General features: G+C 72.5%; 9 protein-coding genes. 5 read left to right on the top strand and 4 right to left on the bottom strand.

All coding sequences use genetic code 11. The features are described from left to right. Positions 1–28: 28 nt before the first annotated feature. The 3 genes from ACH4S8_RS17100 to ACH4S8_RS17090 all read right to left on the bottom strand — a co-directional run bounded on the left by ACH4S8_RS17100 (position 29) and on the right by ACH4S8_RS17090 (position 6,286). Positions 29–1,582, bottom strand: coding sequence for an alpha/beta hydrolase (locus ACH4S8_RS17100; RefSeq protein ID WP_398394584.1), 1,554 nt, complete (start codon positions 1,580–1,582; stop codon positions 29–31). 115 nt (positions 1,583–1,697) lie between these two features. Beyond that, positions 1,698–3,242, bottom strand: coding sequence for an alpha/beta hydrolase (locus ACH4S8_RS17095; RefSeq protein ID WP_398394582.1), 1,545 nt, complete (start codon positions 3,240–3,242; stop codon positions 1,698–1,700). A 152-nt stretch (positions 3,243–3,394) separates the two neighbouring features. Then, positions 3,395–6,286: a lysylphosphatidylglycerol synthase domain-containing protein gene (locus tag ACH4S8_RS17090; protein ID WP_398394579.1), complete on the bottom strand. Its 2,892-nt coding sequence runs from the start codon at positions 6,284–6,286 to the stop codon at positions 3,395–3,397. Positions 6,287–6,471: 185 nt separating this feature from the next. Here ACH4S8_RS17090 and ACH4S8_RS17085 point away from each other — a divergent pair, with 185 nt between their 5' ends. The 5 genes from ACH4S8_RS17085 to nudC all read left to right on the top strand — a co-directional run bounded on the left by ACH4S8_RS17085 (position 6,472) and on the right by nudC (position 16,865). Beyond that, positions 6,472–6,837 (top strand): MGMT family protein, encoded by a 366-nt coding sequence (locus ACH4S8_RS17085; RefSeq protein WP_398394577.1) that lies wholly within the window; start codon positions 6,472–6,474, stop codon positions 6,835–6,837. A gap of 254 nt (positions 6,838–7,091) precedes the next feature. Beyond that, the gene (locus tag ACH4S8_RS17080; RefSeq protein ID WP_398394575.1) at positions 7,092–10,631 is read left to right on the top strand and encodes a UvrD-helicase domain-containing protein; all 3,540 of its coding nucleotides are present in this window, start codon (positions 7,092–7,094) and stop codon (positions 10,629–10,631) included. A 108-nt stretch (positions 10,632–10,739) separates the two neighbouring features. Continuing rightward, positions 10,740–14,399, top strand: a complete 3,660-nt coding sequence (locus ACH4S8_RS17075) for a UvrD-helicase domain-containing protein (protein ID WP_398394573.1) — start codon at positions 10,740–10,742, stop codon at positions 14,397–14,399. A 10-nt stretch (positions 14,400–14,409) separates the two neighbouring features. Then, positions 14,410–15,822 carry a dipeptidase gene (locus ACH4S8_RS17070; protein ID WP_398394571.1) on the top strand — a complete coding sequence of 471 codons (1,413 nt, stop codon included), beginning with the start codon at positions 14,410–14,412 and terminating at the stop codon, positions 15,820–15,822. A 95-nt stretch (positions 15,823–15,917) separates the two neighbouring features. Continuing rightward, positions 15,918–16,865 carry an NAD(+) diphosphatase gene (nudC, locus tag ACH4S8_RS17065; protein ID WP_398394569.1) on the top strand — a complete coding sequence of 316 codons (948 nt, stop codon included), beginning with the start codon at positions 15,918–15,920 and terminating at the stop codon, positions 16,863–16,865. Between the two features lie 70 nt (positions 16,866–16,935). On the opposite strand, the gene ACH4S8_RS17060 is transcribed toward nudC, so the two are convergent. Continuing rightward, positions 16,936–17,190 carry a mycoredoxin gene (locus tag ACH4S8_RS17060; protein ID WP_326785638.1) on the bottom strand — a complete coding sequence of 85 codons (255 nt, stop codon included), beginning with the start codon at positions 17,188–17,190 and terminating at the stop codon, positions 16,936–16,938. Positions 17,191–17,392: the final 202 nt, after the last annotated feature.

The following is a 17,392-nucleotide window of genomic DNA, read 5'->3' as shown; positions in this document are numbered from 1 at the left end:
CCGGGTGTCCGCGGAACCCCCGCCGTCGTCATGAACAGACCTTGCCGTCCTTCGGCAGTGTCCCGTCCAGCAGATAGCTGTTCACGGTCGAGTCGACACAGTCGCTCCCGCTCCCGTAGGCGCCATGGCCCTCGCCCTTCCAGGTGAGCTCCACCCCCACGCCCTTGCCGAGCTCGTCCGCCATCCTGCGCGCACCCTCGTAGGGTGTCGCCGGGTCCCCGGTGTTGCCGACGACCAGCACCGGCGCGGCTCCCGGCGCGCTGACCTCGGGATGGTCGAACTGACCTGCCACCGGCCAGCCGTGACACCAGCCGGCCGTGTCCCAGCCCATGAAGTCCCCGAAGACGGGCGAGATCTTCTCGAACTCGGGCAGCCGCTTCTTCGTCTCCTCGGGGGTCGGCCGCTCCTTGTCGTCCAAGCACGATATGACCCGCTGGGAATGGGTCGTCGTGCCGTAGTGCCCCGAGGAGTTGCGGTCGTTGTACTCGTCGGCGAGCGCCAGCAGGGCCGAACCGTCCCCGCCCTCGGCGTCCTTCAGAGCCTTCGTCAGACGCGGCCAGCCCGCCTCGCTGTAGAGGGGCAGCACGATGCCGGTGAGAGCCGAGGTCTGGCCGAGCTTGCGCCCGCCGGAGGTGGGCAGGGGGTTCGCGTCGATCCGCTTCAGCAGGTCCGCGATCTTCCGGGAGCCCTGCTTCGGGTCCTGCCCGGTGGACTTGAGGTAGTCGTCCAGGGCGCGCTGGAAGCCCAGCGTCTGGTTCTTGGCGTGGCCCACGGTGTCGGCGGTCGGGTCGACGACCGCGTCCAGCACCAGGCGTCCCACGTTCTTGGGGAACAGGTGGGCGTAGACGCCGCCCAGTTCGGTGCCGTACGAGATGCCGAAGTAGTGCATGCGGCGGTCGCCCAGGACCTGGCGCATCAGGTCCATGTCGCGGGCCGTGTCCGTCGTCGAGACGTGGGACAGCAGCTTGCCGGCGGACTTCGCGCAGCCTTTTCCGAAGTCTGTGGCGTCCTTCAGGTACGCCGCCTCCTCGGCCGCGTCGTCCGGTGTCGCGTCCACCGACTCGGAGGCCTGGATCGCCTTGTCCCCGCGGCAGCGCACCCCTTCGCTGGCGGCCACCCCGCGCGGGTCCCAGCTCACCAGGTCGTAGTGCTCGTGCAGTGGGCCGACGACGGTCTCGTACCACGGCATCGTGGAGACGCCCGAGCCGCCGGGTCCGCCGAAGTTGAAGAGGAGCGAGCCGAGGCGCTTGCCCTGACCGCCGGTCGCCCTGGAGCGGATGAGGGCCAGTCCGATCGTCGCGCCGTCCGGCTTCGCGTAGTCCAGCGGTGCCTTGAGCGTGGCGCACTGCCAGCCGTTCCCGGGCGCGGGCGAGTCCGAAGTGCCTTTGCAGCGGCCCCAGTCGAGCTTCTGCGAGATGAGCGAGGCGGGCAGCCCCGGCGACCCGCCGGAGGGGTGCGTGGTGGCGGGGGATCCGTCGCCGTTCTTCCCCTCGTCCGTGCCGTCGCCCCCCGCGCCCCCGCCGCAGCCGGCCAGCAGCAACGTGGCGGCGGCCGCGGCCGTCCACCGTGCGAAACGTGTCATGAGTGTCCCCCTCGCCCGTGGTCCGCCCGAAGTCGCGGATCACATGCAGGCCATAGTAGGCGGCGGCCACCGACCGCCGCCGAGGCCTGTGGATAACGCTCTGACCTGCGGCTTTCTAAGAGCAGACGGTGTCGGCCCTAGGCACGGTGCCCTGCAGCAGATAGCTGTTCACCGCGTTCTGCACGCACTTGTTCTTGCTGTCGTACGCCCCGTGCCCCTGGCCCTTGTACGTCAGCTGGACTCCGACGCCCTTGCCGAGCGCGTTCACCATCGCCCGGGCGCCCTCGTACGGTGTCGCGGGGTCGCCGGTGTTGCCGACCACGAGGATCGGTGCCGCACCGGGGGCGCTGACGTCCGGGTGCTCGGCGGCTCCCGGCACGGCCCAGTCGGTGCAACCGACCATGCCCCAGGCCAGATAGTCGCCGAACAGCGGGGAGGCGGCCTTGAACTCGGGAAGCTTCGACTTCACGAAGTCCGCGGTGTAACGCGGCTTGTCGTCGGCGCAGTTGATGGAGATGTTGGCCGGAGTGATGTTGCTGTACTGGCCGTTCTCGCTGCGCCCGTTCATCGAGTCGGACAGCAGCATCAAAATCTTGCCGTCGCCGTCGTAGGCCTGCTGGAGTCCCTCCGTCAGGTACTCCCAGAAGTCCTTGGAGTACAGCGACTGCGCGATGCCGCTGGTGGCGGCGGTCTGGGTGAGCCGGCGCGGGAAGGCACCGGGGATCGGCTTGCTGTCGAGGTCCTGCAGCAGCTTGGCGATGCGGTCCTTGACGTCCTGCGGGCTGTCGCCGATGGGGCAGCCTTCGGCCTTCGAGGTGCAGTCCTTCGCGAAGTTGTCCAGCGCGAGCTGGAAGCCCTTGGCCTGGCCGAGCGAGCTCTGTTCCAGGTTCTGGGTCGGGTCGACGACCCCGTCGAAGACGGCCCGGCCCACGTTCTTGGGGAACAGGTGGGCGTAGACGCCACCCAGTTCGGTGCCGTACGAGATGCCGAAGTAGTGCAGCTTGTCGTCGCCCAGGACCTGCCGCATCAGATCCATGTCGCGAGCGGCGTCCGTGGTGCGCACGTGGGGGAGGATCCTGCCGGAGTTCTTCTCGCACGCCGCGTTGAACGTCCTGGTGTTCCGCAGGAGGGCCTGCTGTTCGGCGGCGTCGTCCGGAGTGGCGTCCTGCTGGAAGAACCTGTCGAGCTGCTGGTCGTTCTCGCACTTCACCCCCGCGCTGCGGCCGACGCCGCGCGGGTCGAAGCTCACCAGGTCGTAGCGGGTGCGCAGGGCGGCGTAGTCCTGTCCGAAGGCGGGCAGCGTGGCGACGCCCGAGCCGCCGGGTCCGCCGAAGTTGAAGACGAGCGAGCCGATGCGCCTGCCGGGGGCGCCGCTCGCCTTCGCCCGGATCAGCGCGAGTCCGATCGTGTCGCCCTTGGGGTCCGACCAGTCGAGGGGCACCTTCATGGTGGCGCACTGCCACTCCGCGCCACCCGGCAGAGGCGAGGGGGAGTCGCCGCCGCCCTCGGCCTCGGACGGTGCCGGGCACGCCTTCCAGTCCAGCTTCTGCGCCGTCAGGTCCACGTCCTTGGAGTCACTGCCGCAGCCGGACACCCACGGGGCCAGCAGGACGGCGATGACGGCCAGGGCAGCGGTCCTGGGCCGGGACGGGTTCGGCATGTTCCCCATCCTGCGGGCGTGCGGGGTGGGGCGCTCGGGGCACGAGCCGTGCGGGTGAGGACGCGGGGAACCCCCACCCGCGGGCGCGGGCAGGGCCGAGGTCGTCCGTACGCCGGTCGGGCGGAGCGCGTACGGGCGGTCCGCGGCGGACCCTAGAGCGCGCCCTTGCGTGTCAGGTGGTTGAAGAACAGCCATCCGGGCAGCACCGGGATCCACAGGGTCAGCAGCCGGTACAGCAGCACCGCGGGTGCCGCGACCTCCTTGGGCAGACCGACGGCGATCAGACCGACGGTGAGGGTCGCCTCGACCGCGCCGACGCCGCCCGGGGTCGGCGCCGCCGAGCCCAGCGCGTTGCCGGCGAGGAAGACGACGGCGACGCTGGCGAGACTGAGCGTGCTCGTCTCCTCGTGGCCGAACGCGCGGATCGACGCGTCCAGGCACATCACGAAGCAGGCCGTCAGCAGCAGCATGCCGCCGATACCGGTGACGAGCTTCTGCGGTCGCTGCAGCACGTCCAGCATGCGCGGCACGACACCCGCGAACAGCGACCTCACACGCGTGGAGACGAACTTGCGCAGCAGCGGCACCGACGTCACCACGAGGATGAACACCGCGACCGTCAGCAGACCCGCGATGACCGTACGGGACGGCGACAGGGACGGGGTCTTCTCCGTACCGGTCAGATAGCCGAAGGACAGCAGCATCAGGATGTGGCAGCCGAGCCCGAACAACTGCGACGCGCCGACACTCGCCACCGCGAGTCCCGGCCGCACCCCGGCGCGCTGGAGGAAGCGTGTGTTGAGGGCGACACCGCCGACCGCGGCGGGCGCCACGATCTTCACGAACGAGCCGGCGACCTGGGCCGCCGCGGTCCGCAGGAACGGCACCCGCTCGGGCACGAAGCCGAGGAGGCTCATCGCCGCCGCGAAGTAGCTCAGGGCGGAGAACAGCACGGCCGCCGCGACCCAGCCCCATTGGGCGTTGTCGAAGAGGGTCCCGAACTCGATGTGGGTGAGCTGCGTGAGCAGGAAGTACGCGCCGATCGCCCCGGCGATGACACTGATCAGCGTGCGGGGCTTGACCCGCTCCAGGCGGGCGGGCTCCACGGGCGCCTGCGGCCGGATCAGCAGGACCTGGTGGCGGATCTGGGTGAGCAGATCCTCCTCGCGCGCCTCGTCCAGGGCCTCGTCGATCGCCCGCTTCTCGGCGCGCTGCTCGGCCCGTACGGCCTTCTTCCCGGCCTTCTCCGGCACGGGCGCGGCCGCTTCCCCGGACGTCTCCTCGGCGCGGGCGAGCCGGGCCAGCCGTGAGGCCTCCAGGACCGCCTCGCGTTCGCGCTGCGCGCGCTCCCGGGCGAGTCTGCGCAGCGTCGCGCGCGTGGAGCGCGTCAGCGCGATCGGCTGGAGCAGGGGCAGGCAGTCCGCGACGGCGTCGGGGCCGAGCACGCCCACCGCCGACGCCACCGCCCGCTCGGCGCCCACCCGCAGCCCGAGGGTGGTCACCAGCTGGGCGATGTCCATGCGCAGCAGCAGTTCGCCCGCCGCGATCTCGCCGCCGCGTAGATCCGTGAGGATCACCGTGCCGGAACGATCCACCAGAATCGCGTCGCCCGCGAGTCTGCGGTGCGCGATGCGCCGGGACTGCAGCGCCTGCACCTGGTGCCAGGTGTCGCGCAGCAGGTCGTCGGTGATCAGTTCGTCGGGCAGGGAGTCGAGGGTGTGGGCGCCGGTGTGCTCGTAGACGAGCATCACAGCGTCCGGGCCCAGCTCGGAGGTCGCGATCAGCTTGGGCGCGTTGGCGCCGGCCGCGATGGCCGCGTAGGCCAGGAGGGCTTCCTGCTCCAGGGCCTGGCGCAGGGACTGGAGGCTGCGGCGGGTGGTGATGCCGCGCAGCGTCAGCCGGCGCCAGACGCGGTAGAAGAAGCCCTGTGCCTGCTGTTCGCGGTCGACGACCGTGACGTCCAGTGGCGGGCCGTCCTCCAGGGTGACGAAGTAGCGCCGGCCGCGGTCGCCGCTCTCGGAGGTCTCCGGCGTCTCCTCGCGGGCCGCGCTGACCGGGTGGAAGCCGACGTGGCGAAGGCCCGCCATCAGCGTCCGTCCGGTCGGCCGTACGTTCGGTGAGCCGACCGCGTACAGCGTTCCGTAGGCGACGGTCCAGCCGATCAGTACCGTCAGGATGATCGAGAACGGGGTCGTGTAGCCGGTCACCAGCATGGAGAAGGCGTCGAGGAGCAGGACGACCCAGAGCACCCCGCGCCAGCGGGGTCTGCGGGACATGCCGACGGCCGTCATGTAGGCGATGACCGGTGCGAGATAGCCGTGCACCGGGTCGGTGAGGGCGTGGATGTCACTCGGTGAGGGCTGGGTCAGCGCCTCCTGGATGGAGTCGGGGGCGCCCCTGGCGACCCAGAGGTCCGTGGCCAGCGTCACCCCGTGCGCGAGGACGGCGGCGAGGACGCCGTCGGCGATGCGCAGCCCGTCCCGCTTGATCAGCCGCTCGATGGCGAAGGCGACCGGCACCAGGAGGATCGCGATGCTGGACGCCAGCCCCGCGATTTTGATCAGCAGATCGGGTGCCTGGCCGGTGCCCTTGTTGATGTCCTGTTCGAGGCCCGAGGTGGTGCCGTGCGCGAACGCGGCGATGCCGAGCAGCACCACGATCGCGAGGACGCCGACAAGGAGCCGCATCAGGTCGGAAGGGCGGTGCACGCGCGCGGGAAGCAGCGGTTCGTCGCCTTCGACCTCGTCGGCGTGGACCTCCTCCACGCAGCCGGTGCCGCGCTCGGCCTGCCGCGTCTCCTCCGAGGGGGGCCGGAAGGGGGTTTCCCCGTCCTCGGGAGACGGTGTTTCCCGGGCCTCGGAAGACGGTGTTTCCCGGGTCCCGGAAGGGGGATCCGCCTTGCCGGAGTCCGCCCCGCCGGTCATGGAGGGGGACTCGCCCGGCTTGTCGTCCGTGCCGTTCTCGTCGGAACCGTGGGTGTCAGGGCGTGACGAGGCGGCGGAGATGCCCTCCGCGTCTTCGGGGTGCACGCCCTGCTGCCTCATGGTCTCTTCTTGATCTCGTATCACCGGTCACCGCCCGCACGATGGTGGCATGCCCGACCGACACACGGGGGCATCAGGGTGCAAATGCGGGGCGTGCAATCTGCTACAAGCGTCACTCCGCGGGAAGGAATATGCACAGTCGCCGCCGGGTCACGTTGTCGGTGGGGTGGGGCAGGATGGGGCGGATGAGCGAGGAGAGCCTTCCGGCGGACGCCCTGCCGGAGTACGCGGAGCGGGTCCTCGACGTCGCCGAGCTGATCCCGCCCGGCCGCGTCATGACGTACGGCGACATCGCCGAATGGCTGGAAGAGGGCGGTCCGCGCCAGGTGGGCCGGGTGCTGGCCCTCTACGGCGGGGCGGTTCCGTGGTGGCGCGTCATGCGCGCCGACGGGGTGCTGCTGCCCGGCCATGAACTGGACGCGCTGGTCCACTACCGCGCCGAGGGGACGCCGCTGAAGGAGGCGAGCCGGGCCTCCGCGGGGCATCTGCCACGTGTCGACATGAGACGGGCCCGATGGGACGGCGGCGAACGCGCGGAAGGTCACACCTGACAGCTTCCGGCATTCACCGGACCGAAAGGGACACTGAGGTCCGTACGAGCGAAACGAGGCACATCCGTGACATGCCGTACGTTCGTACGTCGCGGGACGCATGTGACGCACGGGGTGTGAGGGAAGAATCGGAAGGCCTCCTTCCGTGAACCGCACCGGCGTAGCGTCGTCGGCACGCGTCCCCGCGCCCCGCGGCCACCGCCCTCCACGCGGCAGTCCGCCCACCAGCACGACCACCAGGACCGGCGAACCACGTGAGCTCCACTTCCTCCACCAGGCGCCTGACGCACTCCTCCGTGCGCCAGGGGGCCCGTGGTGCGTACCGGCTGATGCGCACCGTGCCGGCCCAGGTGGATCCCCCTCGTCCCGACGCGGCCCAGCGCGTGGTGGTCGACCACGCGCGCGGACCGCTGCTCGTGCTCGCCGGCCCCGGTACGGGCAAGACGACCACGCTCGTCGAATCCGTGGCCGCCCGGATCGAACGCGGCGGCGACCCGGAACGGATCCTGGTGCTCACCTTCAGCCGCAAGGCGGCCGTCGAGCTCCGCGACCGTATGGCGCTGCGCATCGGAGCCGCCCGCGCGCCCCGGGCCACCACGTTCCACTCCTTCTGCTACGCCCTGATCCGAGCCCACCAGGACAGCGACCTGTTCGTGGAGCCCCTGCGGCTGCTGTCCGGCCCCGAGCAGGACGTGGCCGTGCGCGAGCTGCTCGCGGGCCAGCCCCACCTGGAGCGGCTCGGCCTCGCCCATGTGCGCTGGCCGGACGAACTGCGCGCCTGCCTGACCACGCGCGGCTTCGCCGACGAGGTCCGCGCGGTGCTTGCCCGCAGCCGGGAACTCGGACTCGGCCCCGACGCCCTGGAGGCCTTCGCGCGGCGCATCGGCCGCCCCGACTGGGGCGCGGCGGCCGCCTTCCTCGCCGAGTACCTCGACGTCCTCGACATGCAGGGAGTCCTCGACTACGCCGAACTGGTCCACCGTGCGGTGCTCCTCGTCCGCCGGCCCGAGGTCGCCGAACGGCTCGCGGCGCAGTACGACGCCGTCTACGTGGACGAGTACCAGGACACCGACCCCGCGCAGGTGCGGCTGCTGCGGGGCCTCGCCGGCGGAGGGCGCACCCTCGTCGCCTTCGGCGACCCCGACCAGTCGATCTACGCCTTCCGCGGCGCCGACGTCAACGGCATCCTGGACTTCCCCGACGCCTTCCCGCGCGCGGACGGCCGCCCGGCCCCGGTCGAGGTCCTCGGCACGTCCCGCCGCTCGGGCGTCGAACTGCTGGCCGCCACCCGTCGGCTCACCCAGCGCATGCCGCTGACCCGGCTGCCGGCGCAGAAGGTGCGCGCCCACCGCGAGCTGTCACCGGTACGGGACGGAGGGCAGGTCGAGGTCTACACGTACCCGACGTCCGGCACGGAGCTCGACAACATCGCGGACATCCTGCGCCGCGCCCACCTGGAGGACGGGGTTCCGTGGGGCGAGATGGCCGTCCTCGTGCGCGCCGGTTCCCGCACGATCCCCACGATCCGGCGGGCGCTCACCTCGGCGGGCGTGCCCCTCGACATCGACGGCGACGATCTGCCGCTGCGGCACGAACCCGCGGTCGCGCCGCTGCTGACGGCACTGCGGGCGGTGGCCCGCGCCGAGTCGGAGCCGAGTACGGACGGGGCGTCCGGCACGGACAGGTCACCGGGCGTGGACGTGTCATCCGGTGCGGACGAACCGGCGGGTGCGGAGGCGCCATCCGGTGCGGACGGGGCATCGGGCGCGGACGAGCTGTCCGGCGCGGACGAGCTGTCCGGCGCGGACGAGCTGTCCGGCGCGGACGAGCTGTCCGGCGCGGACGAGCTGTCCGGCGCGGACGACGCGTCCGCTGCCGTCGTCGGACCGGGGGAGGACACCGCCGGTGTCCGCGTCGCGTCCTGGCTCGACACCGAGACCGCGCTCACCCTGCTCGCCTCGCCCCTCGCGAGCATGGACGCCGCCGACCTGCGGCGCCTGGGGCGCGCCCTGCGCGAGGAGGAGCGGGCCGGCGGAAACCTCGTACCGCCGCCGTCCGACGTCCTGCTCGCCCGCGCGCTGGCCGAGCCGGAGCGGCTCGTCGCGCACGATCCCGCGTACGCCCGAGGGGCCCAGCGCCTGGGCGCGCTGCTGCGCACGGCGCGTGAGCGTCTCGCGGGCGGCGGAACGGCCGAGGAGGCCCTCTGGGACCTGTGGGACGGCACGCCCTGGCCCCAGCGTCTGGAGCGCGCCGCCCGGCGCGGCGGCGCGGCCGGACGCAACGCCGACCGGGACCTCGACGCCGTGTGCGCGCTGTTCGCGACCGCCGAACGCGCGGAGGAGCGCACCGGGGGCCGTGGCGCCCTGAACTTCCTGGAGCAGATCGACGCCGAGGACATCGCGGCCGACACGCTCACCCGCAGGGCCGTCCGCCCCGAGGCCGTACGCCTGATGACCGCGCACCGCTCCAAGGGCCTGGAATGGCGCCTCGTCGTCGTCGCGGGCGTCCAGGAGGGCCTGTGGCCCGATCTGCGCCGCCGCGGCTCCCTGCTGGAGGCCGACCGCATCGGGCGGGACGGACTCGCCGAACCCCTCGCGCCCGGGGCACTCCTGTCCGAGGAACGCCGGCTCTTCTACGTGGCCGCCACACGCGCGCGTGAACGGCTCGTCGTGACGGCGGTGAAGGCACCGGCCGACGACGGCGACCAGCCCTCCCGCTTCCTCACCGAACTCGGCGTCGAACCCAAGGACGTGACCGGCCGCCCACGCCGCCCGCTGGCCGTCGCCCCGCTGGTCGCCGAACTGCGCGCCACCACGGTCGACCCGCGCGTCTCGGAGAGCCTCCGGCAGGCCGCGGCCCGCCGTCTCGCCCGGCTCGCCGCGCTCGCCGACGAGGACGGCCGCCCGCTCGTCCCCTCCGCGCACCCCTACCGCTGGTGGGGCATGTACGAGCCGACCGAGAGCAAGGTCCCGCTGCGCGACCGCGACCAGCCCGTCGTGCTCTCCGGCAGCGCCCTCGACCAGCTCGCCAACACCTGTGCCCTGCAGTGGTTCCTCGGGCGGGAGGTGAAGGCCGACGCGCCCGCGACAGCCGCCCAGGGCTTCGGCAACGTGGTGCACGTCCTGGCCGACGAGGTCGCCTCCGGACGCACCCCCGCGGATCTCGACGTCCTCATGGAGCGCCTCGACTCCGTGTGGAACGCGCTCGCCTTCGACGCGCCCTGGAAGTCCGCGCAGGAGAAGGAGCACGCGCGCGTGGCGCTCGAACGCTTCCTGAAGTGGCACGTCATGGACCGCACCGGCCGCACACCGGTGGCCAGCGAGCACGACTTCGACGTGACGCTCGAAGCGGGCTCCTACGAAGTGCGCATCCGCGGCTCCATGGACCGCGTCGAGGCCGACACCGAGGGCCGTGCCTACGTCGTCGACTTCAAGACCGGCAAGCAGGCGCCGAGCGCCGCCGAGGTGACCCGCCACCCGCAGCTCGCCGTCTACCAACTCGCCGTCGGCGAGGGCGCGGTCGACGAGGTCTTCGACGGCGTACGTCCCGAGGCGGGCGGTGCCGAACTCGTCCAGCTCCGCCAGGGCGCCGCCAAGAAGAACGGCGGCGAGACCCTCCCCAAGGTGCAGGCGCAGGAGCCGCTGGAGGGCGAGTGGGTCGGCGACCTGCTGGCGAACGCCGCCGGCAAGGTCCTGGACGAACGGTTCTCGCCGACGACCGGACAGCACTGCACGCACTGTTCTTTCCGCGCCTCCTGCAGCGCCCGGCCGGAGGGCCGGCACGTGGTCGAGTGACGCAGAGCACCAAGTGACGCAGAGCACCATATGTGTTGACCTGGGGTTCTTTCGTCCCGGGCGCCGATGTGGCCACCGGTGTCAGTGGACGCCGCTAGCCTCTGCGACATGCCCGCCCGCATCACCGACCCCGAACAGCTCAAAGAGCTCCTCGGCATCCCGTTCACCCCGGAACAGACGGAGTGCATCACCGCTGAGCCGGCCCCGCAGGTGATCGTGGCCGGAGCCGGTTCGGGCAAGACCACGGTGATGGCGGCCCGCGTGGTGTGGCTGGTCGGCACCGGGCAGGTCGCCCCGGAGCAGGTCCTCGGTCTGACGTTCACCAACAAGGCGGCGGGTGAACTCGCCGAGCGGGTCCGCAAGGCGCTCGTCAAGGCGGGAGTCACCGACCCGGACGTCATCGACCCCGACAACCCGCCGGGCGAGCCGGTCATCTCCACGTACCACGCCTTCGCGGGCCGGCTGCTGACCGACCACGGACTGCGCATCGGGCTCGAACCGACGTCCCGGCTCCTCGCCGACGCCACCCGCTACCAGCTCGCCGCGCGCGTGCTGCGCGAGGCCCCGGGCCTCTACCCGGCGCTGACCCGCTCCTTCCCGGACCTGGTCGGCGACCTCCTCACCCTCGACTCCGAGCTCGCCGAACACCTCGTGACGGCGGAGGACCTGCGCGCCCACGACGCCGAACTGCTGCGCACCCTGGAAGGCGCCAGGCTCACCAACGCCGACCTGCGCAAGGTCCCCGAGGCCGCCGCCGCCCGCCGCGAACTCGCCGAACTGGTGGGCCGCTACCGCGCGGCGAAACGCGAGCGCGACCTCCTCGACTTCGGCGACCAGATCGCCCTCTCGGCCACCCTGGCCCGCACCCGCCCCGAGGTCGGGGAGATCCTGCGGGACGAGTTCCGGGTGGTCCTGCTCGACGAGTACCAGGACACGTCGGTCGCCCAGCGCGTCCTGCTCGCCGGACTGTTCGGCGGCGGCACCGGACACGCCGTGACCGCGGTCGGCGACCCCTGCCAGGCGATCTACGGCTGGCGCGGCGCGTCCGTGGCCAACCTCGACGACTTCCCCGAGCACTTCGCACGCCCCGACGGCCGCCCCGCGACCCGCCAGTCGCTCAGCGAGAACCGCCGCAGCGGCGGCCGCCTCCTCGACCTCGCCAACGGCCTCGCGGAACCGCTGCGCGCCATGCACGCGGGCGTGGAGGCCCTGCGGCCCGCCCCGGGAGCCGAGCGGGACGGCCTGGTGCGCTGCGCGCTGCTGCGCACCCACGCCGAGGAGATCGGCTGGCTCGCCGACTCGATCGCCCATCTCGTACGCACCGGAACGGCACCCGCCGAGATCGCCGTCCTGTGCCGCACCGCCACCGACTTCGCCGAGATCCAGGGCGCGCTCGTCGCCCGGGACGTCCCCGTCGAGGTCGTGGGCCTCTCCGGGCTGCTGCACCTGCCCGAGGTGGCCGACCTCGTGGCCGTCTGCGAGGTCCTCCAGGACCCGGGGGCGAACGCCTCCCTCGTCCGGCTGCTCACCGGCCCGCGCTGGCGGATCGGCCCGCGCGACCTCGCCCTCCTCGGGCGCCGCGCCCGTCTGCTCGTGTCCCACGCGCACGCGCGGGCCGACGACGATCCGGACCGCAGGCTCGCCGCGGCGGTCGAGGGGGTCGACCCGGCCGAGGTGATATCGCTCGCCGACGCCCTCGACACATTCCTGGAGACGCCCATCGAGGCGGCCGGGGACGACGACGGGCTGCCCTTCTCGCCGGACGCGCGCGTGCGCTTCGCCCGGCTCGCCGCCGAACTGCGCGACCTGCGCCGCTCGCTCGCCGACCCGCTGATGGACGTCCTGCACCGGGTCCTCGCCGTCACCGGACTCGAGGTCGAGCTCTCCGCCTCCCCGCACGCCCTGGCCGCCCGCCGCCGCGAGACCCTCTCCAACTTCCTGGACGTTGCCGCGTCCTTCGCGTCCGGCGACGGCGAGGCGAGCCTGCTGGCCTTCCTCGGCTTCCTGCGCACCGCCGCGCAGTACGAGAAGGGCCTGGACAACGCCCTGCCCGGCGGCGAGAACACCGTCAAGGTGCTCACCGCGCACAAGTCCAAGGGCCTGGAGTGGGACGTGGTGGCCGTCCCCGGCCTCGTCGACGGCACCTTCCCCAGCGGCCAGGGCCGCGAGAAGTGGACCGCCCAGGGCAAGGTCCTGCCCCACCGGCTGCGCGGCGACGCCGACACGCTGCCCGACGTCGAGACCTGGGACGCCAAGGGCATCAAGGCCTTCCAGGAGGCCATGAAGGCCCACCAGCACACCGAGGAACTGCGCCTCGGCTACGTCACGTTCACCCGTCCCCGTTCCCTCCTGCTCGGCTCCGGCCACTGGTGGGGGCCCTCCCAGAAGCGGACGCGCGGCCCCTCGGACTTCCTGCACGCCCTCTACGACCACTGCGCGGCCGGGCACGGAGAGATCGAGGACTGGGCGGACGAGCCGGCCGAGGACGAGGAGAACCCGGCCCTGCGCGAAGCGGCCGCCGACCACGCCTGGCCGCTCCCGCTCGACGACGCGGCCCTCGCCCGGCGCCGGGCGGCGGCGGAGACCGTGCTCGCCCACCTGGAGCGGCTCGCGTCCCACGACGAGGCCCGCCCGGGCGCCGACGCGTCCCCGCACAGCGCCGCCCACGACCCCAACTCGTACGACGATCCGGAGTGGCCACCCCCGCCCGAGGACGACGTCCCGCCCTACGACGAGTACGAGGAATACGCGGAGTACGCGGAGTACGCCGAGGACGGCCTCCCCGAAGACGAGTACTCCGAAGGCGGCCTTTCCGAGGACGCCTTCCTCGAGGATCCGTTCCCGCGCGGCGGCCTCCCGGACAGCGCCCTGCCCAGGGACGACGACCCGGACCGGTACTCCTGGACGACGCAACGGCCGGGAGACCGCCCGGCCGGCCGCGGCGGCGACCGTCCGACCGTGCCGCACCAGGCCCAGGCCCCGACCGTCCCGCACCCCCGGGAGGCCGGCAGCGAGCGCCTCACGCCCGAGGAGGCCCGCACCCTCGCGTCCTGGGACCGCGACCTGGACGCGCTGACCGGAGAGCTCCTGCGCGCCCGCGAGACCGTCACCCACGTCCCCCTGCCGGCCTCGCTCACCGCCTCCCAGCTGGTGCGTCTGGCCGCCGACCCGGACGGCTTCGCACAGGAACTCGCCCGCCCCATGCCACGCCCCCCGCAGCGCGCCGCGCGCCGGGGCACGCGCTTCCACGCCTGGGTGGAGTCCCGCTTCGAGGCGCTGCGGCTGCCGATGCTGGAGCCCGAGGACCTGCCCGGCGGCGAGGCGGAGATCGCCGACGAGCACGACCTGCAAGCCCTGAAGGACGCCTTCGAACGCACTCCCTACGCGCACCGCACCCCCTACCGCGTCGAGGTGCCCTTCCAGCTCGCGATCGCGGGCCGGGTGGTCCGCGGTCGGATCGACGCCGTCTACAGGAACGGGGACGGCGAGGGGACGACGTACGAGATCGTCGACTGGAAGACCGGCCACGGCCGCACGGCCGACCCGCTCCAGCTCGCTCTGTACCGCCTGGGCTGGGCCGAACGGCAGGGGGTGCCCCTGGAATCCGTCACGGCCGCGTTCCTCCACGTCCGCGACGGCGAGGTCGTACGACCGGAGGGCCTGCCGGACCGTGCCGCGCTGGAGCGGCTGCTCACCGAGGACCCGGCGGGCGCACCGGACGGGGTCCCCGGAGAACCACCGGACGAACACGCCTCTGTGGGCGGATAGGCTCAGGAACATGAGCAAGCCCGTTGACAACGCCGTCAGCACCGTCCGTACGTACATCGAGACGCACCGCGCCGCCTTCCTCGACGACCTCGGTCGGTGGCTGCGCATCCCCTCGGTCTCGGCCCAGCCCGAGCACGCCGCGGACGTGGCACGCAGCGCCGACTGGCTCGCCGCCGAACTGCGGAAGACCGGCTTCCCGACCTGCGAGGTCTGGCCGACCGCGGGCGCCCCGGCCGTCTTCGCCGAATGGCCCTCCGAGGACCCGGACGCACCCACCGTCCTCGTCTACGGACACCACGACGTGCAGCCGGCCGCCCGCGAGGACGGCTGGGACACCGACCCCTTCGAACCGGTGATCCGGGGCAACCGCCTCCACGCGCGCGGGGCCGCCGACGACAAGGGCCAGGTGTTCTTCCACACACTCGGCGTCCGGGCCCACCTCGCCGCCACCGGGCGCACCACCCCGGCCGTGCACCTCAAGCTGCTGATCGAGGGCGAGGAGGAGTCCGGCTCCCCGCACTTCCGCGAGCTCGTCGAGAAGCACGCGCCGCGGCTCGCCGCCGACGCCGTGATCGTCTCCGACACAGGCATGTGGTCCGAGGACACCCCCACGGTCTGCACGGGCATGCGGGGCCTCGCCGAGTGCGAGATCGTCCTCCACGGACCCGAGCAGGACATCCACTCCGGATCGTTCGGCGGCGCGGTGCCGAACCCCGCCACCGCCGTCGCCCGCCTGGTCGCGGCCCTGCACGACGAGCACGCGCGCGTGGCCGTACCCGGTTTCTACGACGGGGTCACCGAACTCACCGACCGCGAACGCGAACTCTTCGCGGAACTGCCCTTCGACGAGGAGCGGTGGCTGCGCACGGCCAGGTCGACGGCCACCCACGGAGAGGCCGGGCACACCACCCTGGAGCGCGTCTGGGCCCGCCCGACCGCCGAGGTCAACGGCATCGGCGGCGGCTACCAGGGCGCCGGCAGCAAGACGATCATCCCGTCCTCCGCCCTGGTGAAGCTCTCCTTCCGGCTCGTCGCCGGGCAGGACCCGGCCCACATCGAGAAGGCCGTCCGCGCCTGGGCGGCCGAGCAGGTACCCGACGGCATCCGGCACGAGATCACGTTCAGCCCGTCCACCCGCCCGTGCCTGACACCGCTGGACCACCCCGCCCTGCAGTCCGTCGTCCGCGCCATGGGCCGGGCCTTCGAGCAGCCGGTCCGCTACACCCGCGAGGGCGGCTCGGGACCGGCGGCCGACCTCCAGGAAGTCCTCGGCGCCCCGGTGCTGTTCCTGGGCATCTCCGTTCCCTCCGACGGCTGGCACGCCCCCAACGAGAAGGTCGAACTCGACCTCCTCATGAAGGGCGTCGAGACGACCGCCTACCTGTGGGGCGACCTGGCCGAGAACTGGCGCGAGACACACTGAACAAGCCGAACCGCAGTCCCGAGAGCGCACCGCACGCCCGTCCTGCTGAACCGCCCGCCGAAACAACCGTTCCACCGGGGGAGTTGGAAGCATCCGTGACCACCTGGACCGACCACAGCGCCGACCGTCCCATCTCGCTCACCGCCCCGAGCGGTATCGACCGCGCCGCCCACCACCGGCTCGACGAGGCCTGGCTCGCGGCGGCCTGGAGCCACCCCACGACCCGCGTCTTCGTGGTCTCCGGCGGCCAGGTGCTCATCGACGAGACGGCCGACGGCACCACCGAACTGCTGATGACGCCCGCCTTCGAGGCCCCGCTCACCGAGGCGCACCGCTATTTCCTGGGCACGGACGACGACGGGGTGAGCTACTTCGCGCTCCAGAAGGACGCCCTTCCCGGCCGTATCGACCAGTCCGCGCGCCCGGCGGGCCTGCGCGAGGCCGGCCTGCTGCTGTCGCCGCGCGACGCGGGCCTGATGGTGCACGCGGTCGGCCTGGAGAACTGGCAGCGCACCCACCGCTTCTGCTCCCGCTGCGGCGAGCGCACGGTCATCGCCGCGGCCGGCCACATCCGCCGCTGCCCCGCCTGCGGCGCCGAGCACTACCCGCGCACCGACCCGGCCGTGATCATGGCCGTCACGGACGACGACGACCGCATCCTGCTCGGACGCCAGGTGCACTGGCCCGAAGGCCGCTTCTCCACCCTCGCGGGCTTCGTCGAGCCCGGTGAGTCCATCGAGCAGTCGGTGCGCCGCGAGGTCTTCGAGGAGGCCGGCGTCACGGTCGGCGAGGTCGAGTACGTCGCCAGCCAGCCCTGGCCGTTCCCCTCCAGCCTCATGCTGGGCTTCAGGGCCCGCGCCACCTCGTCGGAGATCGACGTCGACGGCGAGGAGATCCACGAAGCCCGCTGGTTCTCCCGGGACGACCTGAGGGCCGCCTTCGATTCGGGGGAGGTCATGCCTCCCTACGGGATCTCGATCGCGGCCCGCCTGATCGAGCTCTGGTACGGCAAGCCGCTGCCGACCCGGGGGAACAGCGCCTGAGAGTGCTCCGGACATGACGAATGCCCCTCCGGCGAGCTCGCCGGAGGGGCATTGCCGTGCGCGCGGGAGGTCAGGCGGTGAGGGCCTGCTTCACCTGGGCGAGACTCGGGTTCGTCATGACGACCTCGGCGCCGCCGGCGGCGACCACCAGAACCGTGGGAACCGTCTGGTTGCCGCCGTTCGCCTTCTCGACGAACGCCGCGGACTGCGGGTCCTGCTCGATGTTGATCTCGTTGTACGCGATGCCCTCACGGTCCATCTGGCTCTTGAGCCGACGGCAGTAGCCGCACCACGTGGTGCTGTACATCGTCACAGTGCCCTGCATGTCTCATGCGCTCCTTCACGGCTTCGGGTGCGTGGTCGCTGCAAGTGGAACGCAGGTCACCCGGCCGCCATTCCCGTGGGGGGTATCCGGGGCGTCCGCCGGGACGTGACACTCGCCGCACCAGCGCCGTACCCGCGGCCCGCCGGCGCCGTACCGGCGTCGCACCGCAGGTGGAACGGTCGTGGCGGGGGAGAGGCGCGAC

It is taken from the genome of Streptomyces sp. NPDC021080, assembly GCF_044333225.1.
Classification (GTDB): domain Bacteria; phylum Actinomycetota; class Actinomycetes; order Streptomycetales; family Streptomycetaceae; genus Streptomyces.
The sequence above is the reverse complement of the archived record's forward strand: the minus strand, read 5'-3'. Positions and strand labels throughout refer to the sequence as shown.